This is a genomic window from Gimesia chilikensis (assembly GCF_007744075.1).
In the GTDB taxonomy this organism is placed as follows: Bacteria; Planctomycetota; Planctomycetia; order Planctomycetales; family Planctomycetaceae; genus Gimesia; species Gimesia chilikensis_A.
The window spans coordinates 955001-970736 of record NZ_CP036266.1 but is presented as its reverse complement, the minus strand read 5'-3'; the positions used below and the strand labels follow the sequence as shown (position 1 = coordinate 970736).

The following is a 15736-nucleotide window of genomic DNA, read 5'->3' as shown; positions in this document are numbered from 1 at the left end:
AACCTGCCGTGTCGCCGTCATGGAATGGAGAGTGCGAATCAGAATTGAAACAGTCGTAACCATTATAGACATCCCGGCTGCCGATGTCACAGGACTCTGTAGAAGAGAGTGGTTTCACGTCCATTTTTGTCTGAAATTCCGGAAATACAGACAAAAACCAGCGGGCTGAGAATACCTACAATCGTCATTTTCGCGCCGAGTTACCTGACACTTTTATTTCAGAGAAATCCCTCCATTTGTGCAGGTGCCAAAGTTTGACCGACCTCTGTTTCTGAGGTATATGCCAGTAGAAATTGTATGTTTCTTTTTTGAATCATCGTCATATTGGAACTCTCTGGTTACTGCGACAGCTATGTTCCCCGCCGTACCAGTCACGCGTTTTTTTGGAGTAGCAGGATGTTAACGACCTCATCCACAGCCTCTCAGTCAGGGCAGCAGACGAGCACATCAGGGCTCGAAGTCTGCCTCGTGCCATTAACTCATCGCATTGCTCCACTCAAGCTAACCACCGGTGAATATCTGATCGGTTCAGGGGAGGAATGCGCGGTCCGGCTGGAAGTACCGGGAATTGCTCCGGAACACTGTCGGCTGACAATCACCGATTTTGACGCGACGATCGAAGCCATCGATTACCGACTGTGGGTTAACGAACGCCCCATTCGACGACTGACTTTGACGCAGGGCATGAAGCTTCTCATTGGCCCAGTGAAGTTCGAGGTCGAATCAATCGAAGAAGTGCCTCCCGCCGCACAGCCAGAAAAAAAGTCAGCGCCCGTTAATGCGCCGGCTGCTACCCGTACCCAGATTGAGATCCCGGAAGAACTGCGTGCCCTGGCCGCGTTCCAGAAACAGCTCGAAGAACGTCAGCAACTCCTGAAACAGATCGAACAGGAACAGGTTGCCCTGCAGCAGGAAATGCAGGCACAGGAAGCGGAACTGGAACAGTTGCAGGAACGCTTCACCCTGCAGCCCCCTGCTCCGCCCCAACCGGGGACACGCTCTGCAGAACAGGAGGACTCAATCCGTTCTTTTGATGCAGCGATCCTGGAACTGGATCAGAAACTGCAGCAGCTGGAACTTCTCAAAGACGATGTGGCTGAAGAACAGCAGCAGATCATCGTCGGTCAGCGACAACTGGAAGATCAGCACCAACGATTACAGCGTCTGCAACAGAATCTGCAAGCCGAACGAAACAATATCACTGCGGAACAGCGCGCCCTGGTCGCAGCCTGGATTGATCTGGAACAGACGCAGGCCGCCGATCGTTCAGAACAGGAAACCGAACGTGCCTGGCTGGAAGCAGATCAGTCTGCCCAACAGCACTCGACTGCCGCCATCATCGAGATTGAGCGTGCCCTCAGAAACTGGGAACAGGAACTGGCAGAACAGCACAACCAGTTGAATACCCGGGCTGAAGACCTGGAACAGCGCCAGCTGGAACTGGATTCGAAACAACAGACCCTGACAGAGCAGCAGCAGAACCTCGATGTCGCCCAGCAGAACGCAGCTGACCGGAGCGCCCTGCAACAGGAGCTGGAAACAGAACGGGAAAAACTGCAACAGGAGCGGGTATCCCTGGAAACCGCGCGGCAGGAATTAGCAGCGCAGCAGTCTCGAGTGGAAGCAGATACAGAGGCCTGCACGCAGCAGCAACAGGAATTACTGTCACAACGTGAAGCCTTCGATCAGAAATCAGCGGCTCTGGAAGAGTTGCAAACCGAACTCTCCCGGCAGCAGGAAGAACTGACGGCCCAGCAGTCAGAACTCGAGCAGCGACAGGCGGCTCTGGAGTCTCAGGTTGAGGAACTGTCAGCAGAGCGGGCTCAACTCGAAACGCAGCAGGCAGAGCTGGCCACACAGACGGAACAGCTGAAAGCAAAGCAGAGTGAATTCGAAAACGAAAAACTCGAGTGGAATAATGCCCGTACCGAACTGGAACAGGAACAACGCGAGCTGGAAGGAGCTCGCGCTGAGCTGGATGATCAGCGTACCGAACTCACACAGAGAAGTGAAGAACTCGACCAGTTGCAGCAAAAGCTGACGACACAGGAACAACTGCTGACCGACCGCGAAACAGAACTGAATCAATCAAAGACGGAGCTGGAATCGAAACAATCTGCGGTTGAGCTGAAACAAAACGAACTGGAGACGACTCAAAGCTCCAGCGAGGAAGAACGGGCCGCGATCGTTCGGGACCGTGAAGAGTTGGAAGTGGAGCGAGAGAAATTACAGCAGGCACAATCTACCCTGGATCAGCAACAGGATGAAATCGAGCGTCAGAAATTCGAATTGTCTGAGCGTGAGTCTGAACTGGAAGCACGGCAGCAGGAACTTGCACAACTACAGACCAGCCTGGAATCGCAGCAGTCTTCCCTGGAAACCGCACAGACAGAATTAGAGAATACACAAGCCGAACTCGCCCAGTCGCGGGTAGCGCTGGATACAGAACGTACCGAACTCGACGAAGCTCGAACTGAACTGGAACGTGCCAAATCCGGCTTGCCGGATCAGGGGGAATTAGAAACACGCGAGCAGGCGTTAGCAGAACGGGAAGCTCGCATTGCAGAGCAGGAACAGGAACTGGCAAAACTGATCAGCGAGCAGAAGCAACGCGCTGAGCAACCAGAGAGTGTGCCTGCCAGCGATGTCGTGGATACGACGGTTGCGGAGAAACTGGCGGTTGAGCGTGACGAACTGGAACAGCTGCGATCTGATCTGGAACAGCGTGCAGCAGAGCTCACAGAACGGGAAACCGAACTGGAAGAACTCACTCAGAGCCAGGAACAGTTAAAGGCTGCCCGGGAAACATTACAGGCAGGTGAAACCCGGTTGCTGGAAGCTCAGACGGAACTCGAAGAACAACAGGAACAGTTGAGTGCGCAAGAGCGACAACTGGCAGAACGCGAAGCCGAACTTGAACAGCGGGAAACCGAGCAGGAATCGCTCACTCAGGATCAGCAACAGCTGAAGGCGGCCCAGGAAGCATTGCAGGCGGATCAAAGCCGGTTACAGCAGGCCCAGGCTGAACTCAGAGAACACGAAGAACAGCTGAATGAGCGGGAACGGCAACTGGCGGACCGGGAAGCAGAGCTCGCGGCACGCGAACAGGAACTGACTGACAATCAGCAAGCGTACGATGAAGAACAGTCGACGATCGCTCAACTGGCCACAGAGCGGGAACAGTTAATGTTAGATCGTGATCAGTTGGAGATTGATCGCGACGAGATCAGCCGTCAGCGGGATGATCTGGAATCACAGCAGATCCAGATCGAGAAAGATCGCGGGCAACTGGACGATCGGGAACATATCGTCGAACTGCGGGAGCAACAGTTGAATGAACGCGAGAGCCTGATGGCGGAAGTGGGACTCCCTGCCGGCGGGATGGATGATCATACCGTCGCAGATCCTGAATCAGCAGAGTTGACGGAAACAGACTCCGCTCAAACAGCCCCGTCTGAAACAGAAGCACCTCAAGCGACCGGTTCTCTGCTGGAATCATTCTTGAGTCAGCCGGATGAGACACCCGAGCCGGAACCAGTTTCTGAACCAGAATCAAAACCGGAAGAGGGTGTGACACTGCAGACAAGCCGGCTGCTGAGCATGTTCTCGCGCGAGACTCCTGCAGAACCGGAAGTCACTCCTGAAGACCACGCCACTCCGGACATGGAGCATACTGAGTCAGCAGAAACTCAGTCTGCTTATGAGTCGACTGCAGCCGAAACCTCTCCTGCTCCGCATGCAGAAGAGGAAGAAAACTCGATTGCAGCCTACATGGAAAAACTGCTGGAGCGATCACGCTCCAAGTCTCCTGGTTCACAACCGAGTCAGAAACCATCCGGACCAGCAAAGCCGGCTGGCGCGACGCATCAACCGGAAGCAGGTATGAAGCTGGACCACCAAGCCACCGCTCCCCAGCTGTCGATGGAAGAAAAACTGGCGACGCTGAACCAGGCTCCCACGCACGCTCAGGACCGCGATGCGGTTCGTGATGCGATGAACTCATTCCGTGATGTGGCCAACTATTCGGCCCGCATGGCGATCGCCCGGCATTCGATGAAGCATCAGAAAACAGATCTGCTGTTCAAAGGAATTCTGACCAGCGTCTGTGTGCTGACGACCCTGATCATTTTCGCAGAGTCGATCTGGGGAGCCAACACACTGGGGATCATCAAATGGGCAGCGCTGGCTGTCAGTATCACCTCGTCAGCTCAGTTCCTGCGTGGTTTGCTGCAGGTAAAGCAATTGTTCCCCGATAAGTCGAATCTCGAGTCCAGCGCCGAGGAGGCACAAGTCGATCCGCAAACAGCCACAGAACCTGCGGCGGCTACGGAGCTCGTGGATTTTCAGGATGAGCCAGATACTCTGGAACAGAGTAATTCATTTTCTGCTGACGAAGAAGCATTGTCAGCAGATGAGGAAGAACTACAATCACTGGAAGCACAACTGCTGGAAAATGCCCGCCGTAAGCGGAGAACTCCCCAGGCCAATGTGGATCATGAATTGCAGGATCAGCCTGATTTTGAAACGGATGCAGAACCATAACCAGTCCCCACAAGACAACACGAAACAGGAGGCGTATTAGATACATGATTTTGTTCTGGTGCGTCTCTTTTTTCATTGCCGTCTGGCTCGGCATCGTAGGGGTGAATTCCCTGACTTCCCCACCTGACAACCTGGGAGTTAATGATGGTAAACTCAGCCCCTGCCCGGAATCTCCGAACTGCGTCTGTTCCTGCGACTCCTCAAAATTGCATGAAATCGCCCCCCTGGAGTTTACCGATTCCCCGACTCAGGCGCGTGAGCGACTGCTGTCAGTCCTGGCTGAATTTCCCGGCTGTCAGATTGTGACGGGAGACGAGAACTATCTACGGGCGGAATTTCGTACACGCTGGCTACGGTTTGTCGATGACGTTGAGTTCCTGATCGAACCAGGTCAGAATGTGATCCAGGTGCGATCCGCATCACGCATCGGTTATTCCGACCTTGGGACCAACCGCGAGCGAATAGAGACGATTCGCCAGAAGTTCGCGGCGACCGCACTTTAACCAGATTCGAAACCAGGCACCTGCCATCTGAGGCCCGCTGTGACAGAGTTCCCCGATTATTTACCGACCGCTGCACTGGAAACTCTGCAACAACGAAGTGTGTTACTGCAAACGATACGGGAATTCTTCCACGCGCGCGAATACTGGGAAGTCGAAACGCCTCTGCTCTCTCGGGACACTGTTGTAGATGCCTATATCGACCCCTTCACCAGTGAGTGGCGTGCTGAAGAAGGAACTGCAGAGCCTGCTGCCAACCGGGGTGCTGCAATCCGCTACCTGCAGACCTCACCCGAATTTGCCATGAAGCGGCTGTTGACCGCGGGGGCAGACCGGATCTACCAGATCACGCATGCCTTCCGACAGGCCGAGCGGGGCGAGATGCATAACCCCGAATTCAGTATGCTGGAATGGTATCGACAGGGAGAGACGCATCAGGAGCAGATGACCTTTGTGGAGACTCTCGTTCGCGCCATTTATCAGACGGCTGCTGATATTTCGGATCAGAGTAAGCGACCACCACTGCCCAGCGAGGCATTCCCCCGGCTGAGCTATGAAGCCGCTTTTCAGCAGTTTGCCGGGCTGTCTGCTTTGAGTTCATCTGCTGAGGAATTTGCCCGGGTTGCAGAATCAAAACAGATTTCTGTGCCCGGAGGGTTCGATGCCACTGACCGTTTAAGCTGGCAGAACCTGCTACTGGTAGAACTGGTCGAACCAGAGTTGAAACGCAGGGGCGCTGTCTTTGTTTACGATTACCCTCCCGAGCAATCTGCCCTGGCCAGGATTCATCCCGCCGATGAGGAGTCACCACATGCAGTATCAGAACGGTTCGAACTCTATCTACAGGGAGTCGAAATCTGTAATGGCTATCACGAACTGACTGATGCGGAAGAACTGCGAGCACGTATTCAGAAACAGTCAGAACTGCGTCAACAGGAACAGCGTCTGACACTGCCAGGGGAGAGTTATCTGTTACAGGCAATGGAAGCCGGCCTGCCCGCCTGCGCGGGAACCGCGCTGGGACTCGACCGGCTGATCATGCTGGCGCTGGGCAAACGGAGACTGCAGGAAGTGATTGCGTTTCCGTTTGACCGTGCCTGAAGCTTACCATTCGGCGGTAACACGTTCGTTTCCATTCCGGGTACAGAGCGCCAGGAACACCCGGGCATCGATATTTTTCGCCATCCCGCGGGCAGAGCCATCAGCGAGTGCGAAGTGAACGACGTCATCATGCCACGATCCAAAGGTGAGGTGGATTGTCTGGCTCATATGGGGTGGACCGTCAAAGTTGGTCCCTTCGTGGAAAATGGGCGGATTGGTACTGGGATCGGCGTTGGGGTCGAAGACGGCTCCCGAGACGGAGCTATGGCTGTCCGCCCAGAAGCCAAAGGCCGCTTCGCCGAAGAGCAGCGTATTGGATTCGCCATCCTGCATATCGCGTACTTTGGTCGCGCTATTCGGACCGAAAACACCACCCCGAAACTGGGCACTAAAGGGATCGACCGTAGAATAGCCGGTCAGCAGTCCACCGACACCACGATAGTTGCAATACCCCAGGTCCCGGGGACGATTCGAGGGGAGGGAAGCACTGGGACAGATGTAACTTTCAATGGGAACCGTGCTCGCCACTTTGCTGTCTTGTTCGAATTTGCCAAGATTATAATCGATATTCACTGTCGTAGCATTCATATCGGACAGGATCAGAGCCTGCCAGCCCCACCAGGGGGAGAGCTCCCATTCGGTCAGGCTCCACTGGGTCACGGGCACTTTATTACCGTTGGAATCCGTAGTATGAGTATCGACTGGAATTACCACATTTTCGGCGAAAGCCACATTGGCATTTGCTGGACCAGGCAGCTGATTTCCATTCGAATCGACGGGCATCGCTTCAATCCAGCCGGAAGGGAACGAGCGAAACGAACTTTCATAGTTCATTGTGGCCAGGGCGACCTGTTTCAGATTGTTGATGCACTGTGTACGACGTGCCGCCTCGCGGGCCCGTTGAATCGCAGGCAGCAGCATGGCAGCCAGGATCGCAATGATTGCCATCACGACGAGCAGCTCAATCAGCGTAAACCCCTTGCGGGATGAATGTTTGGAATCTGAAACGAGTTCGCGCATCGATCACTCCCTGTAAATGTTGAACATGATCCCAGCCCGATGCAGTTTGACGGGATTCTGTAACTCGAAAAGGGTTGTTGCCTGGTCTCCAGTACGCTTTTCTATCCTGATATCTTCCACCTGCGCAATGCAGAAGTCAATTCCCAATCGACCGCGTGCAGCATAAAAGATACCGATGAACAGTTTATTTTAAACCAGCCGGAAAACAAACGCAAATAGCGACTTCTTTTTCCCATTAATTTTATGGAACTTGATGCAGATAAGTCAGCTAACCTATTGATGCTTAACGTAGTTTTGAACGGGTTGGCTACCGATTTAATACAGTGTCAGTGAGCCTCCCGGGAGCTCCGCATGGCGTACATTCCGCGTCTGCTGGTTTAGAAATCAACCATCATTCTTACGTAAAGATCTGCGCAAAAATGAAAAAAACTCGGTGTTTCTTGAGTTTTTCCTGTTTCCTGTCTGTGGTATCAGGAATTCGCTGCGTCAGCGACTTTAAGATCCCCCACAATCCAGGGCAGCATGCGGACCATGTTACGGGCATCGTCGATTCCGCGATGATGGGTTCCTTCCAGGGGCAGGCCCGTCAGCTTCAGGGCGCGCGTCATTCCGAATTTTCGCGGATAACCCTGGGTCAGGGAGAACTGCTTTTTCAGATTGAGATGCTCTTTCCCAAAAGGATACTCTCGACCGTGGTATCGGCAGTCCTGCTGAAACTGTGATTTGTCATAGTCGCCCCACGAGCAGAACAGGAACGGTTCGTACTCCCTGCTCCAGTTGATCAGCGCGTCCAGAGCTTGAGGGAAACGGACGGCGGTAGAGACATGGTTCTGAGTGATCGAGGTCAGTTCGGTACAGAAGGGAGTGAGCCGGGGATGCCGGACCGGTTGAATAAAGGTCTGGAATTCGGAGACGGTCTGGAGCGATTCTCGGGCCACCATCACGGCCCCGATTTCGATAATTTCCATCTCGTGGCGAGGCACCGTTTTCTGATTGCAACAGGTCGCTTCCAGATCGATGACCAGGAAATGAGCAGACGCACTCACGGCGTCAGGCAGTTGATGCATGTTGTTCCTTTCTTTGAGAAGTCCTGCATCGCTTCTCAGTGTGTTTTTTATTCTTGAATTGTTCTGCTGGATTATAAATGGAATTTGCCTGGTGTAAAGGCAAAGCTCCTCAATCGCGGAACGCCTTTAGAACGGTCTTGTGTAATCCCCCGGATCGACGACCGGACGAATGATACTTTTACCGCGGATTAAACTGCGGAGCCCCGGTTCCATAATCAAGAGCAGCACGCAATGGATGCCGTACACGGTCATGAAGAAAACCTCTTCCATTGTGGCATACTCGGGTCTCTGCTGAGGATTATAGTATCGCATGATCAGAAAGAACCCTTCCATAACCAGGGCCATGATCAGCAATCGCATCAGGACAGACGGCCGAAAGTGTTTGTGTTTCCTGCTCCAAAACAGGATCGCCACATTTCCCGACAGCACCGGCAACCAGAGAGGCATGGTTTCAACAAAGAATAGCGGACAACCAACCACCATCATTAAGAGAGGGAAGATTATCGACGCCAACGTGTAAGCCAGCAGAAACAGAACGTAAGGTGTGCGAGGCAGTTCGATCAGGCGTTGCCTGGCTGTTCGATACCAGCGGGTAAATGTCGGCATCTGTTGCGTGAGATTCATCTCAGTTCCTTTTCCAGGAGGCTATGGAGTGCTGCGTTCAGATGCGTTCCGGATGCAAGACCACCCAGAACGAAAGCGCCCCGTATGCCAGGCAGAAAAACAGGAACACGTAAAAGGTAAAAGCTCGCTCAACGTCGAGTTTGCGGAGTGGGTAGCTGGTGACGACGGTGCTCAGCAGTGTCAGATTGAAGAGCAGACAGGAAACCAGCGCCAGATACCAAAGCCGACTGTCACCATGCCCTGCTCCCGCCGCACAGATCCCGAAAAAAAGTAACACAGGATTCAGCACAAAATGAAACAGTGCCACCAGAAACGACCTGTTAAAGTATTTCTGCTGCCGCGCAAGCTGGTCCATAACAGGTCCCTCAAATCACTGATTTAACGTTTACCGCCCCCCCGTTTTAGAGGGAATCCGGTCCTATAGTGAATGAGGCGTAAAGCGATAAAAAACATCACACGCAAAAAAGAAATTTGCCCAATTTCCGACTCATTTTGATCCTTGCGGCCTGTTTGGCGTTCCCTGAAACAGGCTTCTTATCAGGATCAACCACTTTCTCGACAGGAACTTCTATGTTTTTCTTCCAGCTGTTTGTATTTTTCGCGCTCTTAGGTCTGCTCAAACTGATGGGCGAACAACTTCGGCGGCTCCGAAAGTTACAACAGGAAATTGAAGAGATGAAACACCTCATCGTCGGGGATACCGCAGCAGAGGCGTCCGCAGAAAACGAAACCGGACCGGATGGAGAATGAATTCCGGGCAAAAATCACAGAAGTCATCAACCCAATTCATTTAAATGAATTGAGTTTTACCGGGCTGGGCGACGGGAGGTACTTTCAGAGGACCAAAGGCATATTCGGCAGGTGTCAGGTCTTCCTGAGAGTTCCAGGCTTCTTCCCAGGTCACATTTTTTCCGGTATAGGAGGCCATGCGTCCCATGATGGCCATCAGCGAACTTTTCGCGGCGTACTCGCCGTTGCAGATGGGGTTCCCGGTGCGAATGCTCTCAAACAGGGCTGCGTGTTCCTGCACATAGGGCAGGTCCTGCACGCCGCCCCTGGCACTGCCGCGCGCCCGGCTGTAACGCCAGGTCTTGGCACCGCTGAGCGTATTACGATTCAGATCGGCGGTTCCCTTTGATCCGTAAATCAGCTGGGACGTGTCGATGTCGGTGCCGTCCTGCTGGCGACAGTAAGCAAAGCAGCGTTCGCCGCCGCTGTATTCATAACAGATGGCGTGATGATCGAAGATGTGACCATACAGGGGATCGACCCGCGACTGCCGACCGCCCAGCCCGAAACATTTGACAGGATATTCATTCTGCATCGCCCAGGACATCAGGTCGAGTCCATGCACGTGCTGTTCCACCAGTTGTCCCCCCGAAAGCCAGGTAAAGTAATACCAGTTGCGCATCTGCCATTCCATGTCGCTCCATTCAGGTTTGCGGGGATGTGACCAGAGCCCATTGATGTTGTAATTCGTCTGCAGCGTCACGATCTTGCCGAGCTGCCCTTCATGGATCCGCTTCATCGTTTCCTGCATGGCTTTGCTGTAGCGGAGCATCAGACCAGACATGATAGACAACTTTTTCTGACGAGCGACTCGACAGGTTTCCATCACGGAACGGACGCCGGGCGCGTCGACGGCGACCGGCTTTTCCGCGAAAACATGTTTCCCGGCGGCGATGGCCTGCTTTAAATGCAGCGGGCGGAAGTGCGGCGGCGTGGTCAGCAACACGACATCGACGTCGGTCTGTAACAGTTTTTCATACGCGTCGAAGCCGATGAATTGCTGATCCGGTTTTACAGCGTACTGCTTGCCAATCGTTTTTTTGATCCGGTCGGCACTCGCTTTGAGTTTATCTTCGAAGACATCCGCCATAGCCACGAGTTTTGAATTCGGATCGGCCTGCATGGCATTGACGGCCGCCCCGGAGCCGCGGGATCCACAGCCAATCAGACCGACGCGGAGTGTTTCTGACTGCTCATTTCCCCCAGCCCAGACATAAGGTGCGGCAGCCAACCCGGCGGCCGTCGCCGTGCCGGCCTGCTGGATGAACGTTCTGCGTGTTACCGGACTATCCTGATCAACGGGGACATCCCCGGACTGTTGACTCATTTCTTTCGTCTCCCGAGTTCACAACTGTGACAGCTTATCTGTTGTATTCAGCATGACAGAGTCTCCGCGGGATGTCCAGAACAGGAGCCTCCCTCAGTCAAATAGCTCCGGCAGCGAGGATAAGTCATCCTGCATAATCTGGCTGAGCTCATCCTGGAACAGGCGGTTCAGATCGTGTCTCTTTATCACCAGAGACAGCAGTTCGACCAGGCGTTGCCAGGCGGTCTCTCCAATCGCGGCATGGAATTCGGCGTGCCATTGTGCCAATGCCCGCAGCAGTTCGGTAGGGAGTGCATAATCTGCGTCATCGACTTCAGCTGAGAGTTCAAGCAGGGGAAACAAGAGGCTCTCTGCCGCCTCGAACTGCTGGAGATGCAGGTGGCAGCTGACGATCAGTTCCCTGATTTTGATCTGTGAACAGAGGAAATGGAGTGTCAGATCGATCTTCTGAAACTGCGTCAGGGCAGTCGCGTATTTGCCGACATCAAAGGTTTCATAACCCAGATGCAGATTGGACTGGTGATCGTCGGGGGCCAGTGCGACTGCGGTCCGGAATTCTGCTTCGCGGTCGAGCGGCTGCATGACTTCGCGAAAGTGGTAATTCAGATAGCCCCGCAGGAAAGCGCGCTCGGCCCGGCCGAGCTGCGGGTCGGCGTTGATCTCGTCCAACAGGTATTGAATATCAGCGGGATCCGCTTTCTGGAATCCCTGTTGCTCACCGATGAGATCGTGATACAGATTCCTGAGTTCGTGATTCAACGCCGCAAATTCCCGGCTGCTGCCTGACAAAGTCACAGATGATGGTTTCAGAAAGAGAACAGCATTTGATTTTCGAGTTCGAGTACAAACGTCGGCCCCGGTTCCAGTGCCTGCCAGCCCTGCTGTCGGGCCTGCTCGATGATGAAGCGGACGTGCTTCGGCGTGATGACAGGATAGTCCGCAGGGTCCTTGTCTCCCGGATCCGAAATATCCAGCCAGAAATCGCGTGTCATCAGACCGCGTACATCCAGTCGGGCGCCTTCTGCCTCGCGCTGCACGGTTACATTCAGGCGATAATTCCCGTCTTTGTCGATGCTTGTTGTCGAGACTTTAAATCGGTACGTCTCTTTGTCCACCACGATGCGGCGGCTGTGTTTGCGGTTCAATGCCATTCTGAAACGACTCCTTCTGTCAGTTTACTGACAATCTCCGCCCGTCACAGGTTCAGAAAAGCTGGTATGTTTTTCGGGGAACCTGATCGAATAGACAATAGAGAAAACCCTCCTCAAGAGATGGAATTTGAAGAACAGAATTCCTGCACATGCAAGCAGCTGAATAAGGGTTTTCGTTGCAGTTTTTAAAACTGTTACGGAATCGATAGATTCATCTTGCTAACTTCAGGAGACATAAGCAAACTTAAATATTACGGACTGCGTACCAATCACAGATCTGCGCGCGGTTTAACGTTCGACCTGAAAGACATGGGCCTGAGGTAACTAATTCAGTGGCAGGAATACAAGGAGGGAATATTCATTCCTGCCATTCTGCATATTCAGCGTGGCCATTATGCAAAATACCTCATTACTGCTTGTCGAAGATAACATCCTGGATGCCAGGCTGATCACATCTCGCTTACAGAAGATCGGCTATGAAGCTCTCACACATGTTGGTTCTCTGGAAGAAGCGGTAAACTGGCTCAAGACTGCCGCGCGCGTGGATGTGATCGTACTCGATCTCACGCTGCCCGACTCCATGGGGTTGCATACGTTTCAATTTTTGCATCAGCGTTTCGCACACATTCCGATTGTGATCTTGAGCGGACGCAACGATCAGGAACTGGCCATCAAAGCGGTCTCGCTGGGCGCACAGGATTACGTTTTCAAATCCGAAGCAAGCAGCTGTGTGCTGCAGCGATCTATCCGCTATGCCATCGAACGCAGGCACCGCCTGGAAATGGAAATGAACATGATCGCGATGGACCGCGATCTGGAATATGCCCGGGAAATTCAAAGGCATCTGCTGCCTCAGACATTGCCGGAAATCGCCGGCGTCGACATGGCAAGTGCTTACATCCCCGCTAACTGGACTGGCGGGGATTTTTTTGACGTGATTCCGATCAGCCGCCAGGCGAAAAACAATCATGATCTCTGGCAACCCGCGCACCTGATGAGCGAAGAAGACAAACTCAATTCCATCTGGGGTCTGACCATTGCGGATGTCAGCAGCCACGGCTTCGCGCCTTCGCTGATCATGGTCGATACCCGCCGTGTACTCCGAACTTGCTCCCACATTCTGCAGGATCCGGGTGAGATTCTGACCTTTGCCAATCGTGCGGTAAGTGAGGTGACACTGGAGGGGCAGTTCGTGACTCTCTGTTACGGACGTTACGATCCCCTGGAACGGACGCTGGAATACTGTTCGGCGGGGCATCCCTTCTGGGTCATCAATACCGAGGGAATCAGAAGCATGCCCGATTACAACGGTCCGGCCCTGGGACTGCTGCACGATTACCAATATGGAACGGATGGCAAACTGCAGTTAAAGATTGGCGAAATCCTGCTCGTAGTGACCGATGGCCTGTATGAGTGCCGCTCGGATGATGGGGAGTTATTTGGCATCGAACGGGTGTGCGAAGTCATCCACCAGCATCGAGAGAAACCGGGCAAAGAAATTGTAAAACAGATTCTAAAAGCGATTTACCGTTTCTCGGGATCACTGAGAAGCGAGGACGATATTACCATCCTGTTAATCAAGATGGTCGAGTAGAAAGACAAAGGCATGTCAGGTAAACCGACTCTCTGGTGGGCCCTGCTGGGAGTGCTGCTCTCACTCGTCATGCCGACGGTCGGCAGTGCCATCGTACTCCTGTTTTATCCAGACACCCGCTTCGCCCACCTGCCCGTACATTCGCTGCTGGAAACATCGGGCGGACTGATGGCGGTCGCGATTGCCGGGATCCTGATGGTGGAATCCCGCCGTAAGCAGGAAGCGGTCTGCTATCTATCGATGGCCAGTGCCCTGATTACGATGGGCGTGCTCGATACATTTCATGCGGCTGTGGAACCGGGCAATGCCTTTGTCTGGCTGCACAGCGTCGCCACCCTTGCGGGAGGGGTAATCTTCGCCACTGTCTGGATCAGTTATGCCCCGCTTTCGGGCCGGCTCTCCCAGGCACTGATCTGGCTGATCCTGCTGACCAGCTGCCTGCTGGGACTGCATGCCTGCGTGTTCCCCACTCAACTCCCGTCGATGATTAGTGAGGGCAACTTTACTCCGCTGGCGCGGGCGCTCAATATTTGTGGCGGCGTGGGATTTCTGATCGCGGGCCTGTTTTTCATTGTGCGGTTCCATAAAACAGCGCAGCATGAATCGTGGCTGTTTGCCGTGCATACGATGTTGCTGGGGGCAGCGGGGATTCTGTTCGAAATGTCGGCACTGTGGGATATGGCCTGGTGGTGGTGGCATTTCCTGAGGATCAGTGCGTACATCGCTGCCCTCGCGTTTGCACTGCGGGCGTACCACGCCACGGAGCAGCAACTGATCGATCTCAACCGGCGTCTGCGGACCTCCAATGAGCGGCTGGATCAGACCGTTGCCCGGCGTACCCGGGAACTGGAGGCCAAAGAAGAGCGGTTCAAGCTGGCCGTTGCGGGATCCACCGATGGACTGTGGGACTGGGATCTGCTGACCAATAAGGTCTATTACGCAACTCGCTTCAAGGAACTACTGGGACTCAAAGAAGAGGAAATGGGCGACGACTTTTTCGAATTTGAATATCGTCTGCATCCCGATGATCTCACCCCGACCAAAGCCGCCCTCAACAGACACATTGAACGGCGCACACCGTATGACGTGGAATATCGTCTCCAGTTGAAAAATGGGGCTTACCGCTGGTTCCGTGCCCGCGGGCAGGCGATCTGGGATGAGCGGGGACGCGCTGTGCGAATGGCGGGGTCGATCACTGATATTCACGATCAGAAGCTGGCCGAAGCAGCACTTGAATACGAACAGTTTCTGCTGGAAACCCTGCTCACGTATCTGCCCGATGAGATCATGTTTAAAGATACCGATGGCCGGTTCCTGCGCGTCAGTGCGGCACTCTCACGGCGACTGGGGATTGAGAATCCCAAAGAGATGGAGGGGCTCTCCAACTTCGATTTCTTCCCCGCCGACTATGCTCGGAAACGTCTGGTGCAGGAACGGGATCTGATGCAGAATGGAATCGAGATGTTGCGTCGGGAAGAGAGCCTGGAGGGGCCCAACGGGAAGAACCTCACCATGCTGACCACAAAAATCCCGCTGCGGAACCGCAAAGGGAAAGTCATTGGGACCTTCGGTATCGCACACGATATTACCGACATCAAACGGGCTGAAGAACGCTTTCGGCTCGTAGTGGAAGCGACGCCGAACCCGATTCTGCTGGTGAACCCCGCGGGCACGATCCAGCTGGCCAACTGGGCCGCGTTCCAGATGTTTGGTTACCACCTGGATGTGTTGATCGGTATGACACTGGAAAACCTGTTCTCCCAGCACTCGGGGGACGTGGAAATTCAGAACCTGCGCGAACTGCTGAATCATCCGCGGGCGAGATTACTCTATGAGCCCCAGGAAGTGAACGGCGTCTGTCAGGATGGGAAGCTCATTCCCCTGGAAGTCCGGCTGATTCCCGTGGAAATCGACGATGAGCAACTGGTGCTGATCAGCCTGTTCGACATGACCGTGCATAAACAGATTGACGAAACTCTGCAGCGGGCCCGGCTGGCCGCCGAGCAGGCGAATGAAGAAAA

Annotated in this window: 13 protein-coding genes (1 of these 13 only partly in view); 6 read left to right on the top strand and 7 right to left on the bottom strand. The window is 53.9% G+C overall.

What is annotated here, in order from left to right:
- The first annotated feature begins 396 nt into the window (after positions 1 to 396).
- From HG66A1_RS03795 to epmA, 3 genes are read left to right on the top strand one after another with little or no spacing between them, the layout of a single operon-like run.
- Positions 397 to 4542, top strand: a complete 4146-nt coding sequence (locus HG66A1_RS03795; protein WP_145180928.1) for a hypothetical protein — start codon at positions 397 to 399, stop codon at positions 4540 to 4542.
- 44 nt (positions 4543 to 4586) lie between these two features.
- Positions 4587 to 5045 carry a DUF1499 domain-containing protein gene (locus HG66A1_RS03790; protein ID WP_145180927.1) on the top strand — a complete coding sequence of 153 codons (459 nt, stop codon included), beginning with the start codon at positions 4587 to 4589 and terminating at the stop codon, positions 5043 to 5045.
- Positions 5046 to 5084: 39 nt separating this feature from the next.
- Positions 5085 to 6143 (top strand): EF-P lysine aminoacylase EpmA, encoded by a 1059-nt coding sequence (gene epmA, locus HG66A1_RS03785; RefSeq protein WP_145180926.1) that lies wholly within the window; start codon positions 5085 to 5087, stop codon positions 6141 to 6143.
- A gap of 3 nt (positions 6144 to 6146) precedes the next feature.
- Here epmA and HG66A1_RS03780 read toward each other — a convergent pair whose 3' ends face one another.
- From HG66A1_RS03780 to HG66A1_RS03765, 4 genes are all read right to left on the bottom strand, one after another.
- Positions 6147 to 7163, bottom strand: a complete 1017-nt coding sequence (locus tag HG66A1_RS03780; protein ID WP_145180925.1) for a DUF1559 domain-containing protein — start codon at positions 7161 to 7163, stop codon at positions 6147 to 6149.
- A gap of 470 nt (positions 7164 to 7633) precedes the next feature.
- Positions 7634 to 8230: a 3'-5' exonuclease gene (locus tag HG66A1_RS03775; RefSeq protein ID WP_145180924.1), complete on the bottom strand. Its 597-nt coding sequence runs from the start codon at positions 8228 to 8230 to the stop codon at positions 7634 to 7636.
- Positions 8231 to 8356: 126 nt separating this feature from the next.
- A complete protein-coding gene (locus HG66A1_RS03770; protein ID WP_145180923.1) occupies positions 8357 to 8854 on the bottom strand; it encodes a hypothetical protein in 498 nt (165 codons plus the stop codon).
- Positions 8855 to 8891: 37 nt separating this feature from the next.
- Positions 8892 to 9209, bottom strand: coding sequence for a hypothetical protein (locus tag HG66A1_RS03765; protein WP_145180922.1), 318 nt, complete (start codon positions 9207 to 9209; stop codon positions 8892 to 8894).
- Between the two features lie 215 nt (positions 9210 to 9424).
- Between HG66A1_RS03765 and HG66A1_RS03760 the strand changes: the two genes are divergently transcribed.
- Positions 9425 to 9604, top strand: coding sequence for a hypothetical protein (locus tag HG66A1_RS03760; protein WP_145180921.1), 180 nt, complete (start codon positions 9425 to 9427; stop codon positions 9602 to 9604).
- Positions 9605 to 9644: 40 nt separating this feature from the next.
- Here the strand turns inward: HG66A1_RS03760 and HG66A1_RS03755 are convergent, their stop codons facing one another.
- The 3 genes from HG66A1_RS03755 to HG66A1_RS03745 form a co-directional block, all read right to left on the bottom strand.
- Positions 9645 to 10970, bottom strand: coding sequence for a Gfo/Idh/MocA family protein (locus tag HG66A1_RS03755; RefSeq protein WP_145180920.1), 1326 nt, complete (start codon positions 10968 to 10970; stop codon positions 9645 to 9647).
- A gap of 93 nt (positions 10971 to 11063) precedes the next feature.
- A complete protein-coding gene (locus tag HG66A1_RS03750; RefSeq protein ID WP_145180919.1) occupies positions 11064 to 11729 on the bottom strand; it encodes a hypothetical protein in 666 nt (221 codons plus the stop codon).
- Positions 11730 to 11776: 47 nt separating this feature from the next.
- Positions 11777 to 12121, bottom strand: coding sequence for a hypothetical protein (locus HG66A1_RS03745; RefSeq protein ID WP_145180918.1), 345 nt, complete (start codon positions 12119 to 12121; stop codon positions 11777 to 11779).
- Positions 12122 to 12515: 394 nt separating this feature from the next.
- Between HG66A1_RS03745 and HG66A1_RS03740 the strand changes: the two genes are divergently transcribed.
- Positions 12516 to 13715: a PP2C family protein-serine/threonine phosphatase gene (locus tag HG66A1_RS03740; RefSeq protein WP_145180917.1), complete on the top strand. Its 1200-nt coding sequence runs from the start codon at positions 12516 to 12518 to the stop codon at positions 13713 to 13715.
- 12 nt (positions 13716 to 13727) lie between these two features.
- A protein-coding gene (locus tag HG66A1_RS03735) for a PAS domain S-box protein (protein ID WP_145180916.1) crosses the window boundary here: on the top strand, positions 13728 to 15736 show its 5' portion. It continues 1540 nt past the right edge of the window; 2009 of the gene's 3549 nt are visible here — the first part of the coding sequence; its start codon is at positions 13728 to 13730; its stop codon lies off the right edge, out of view.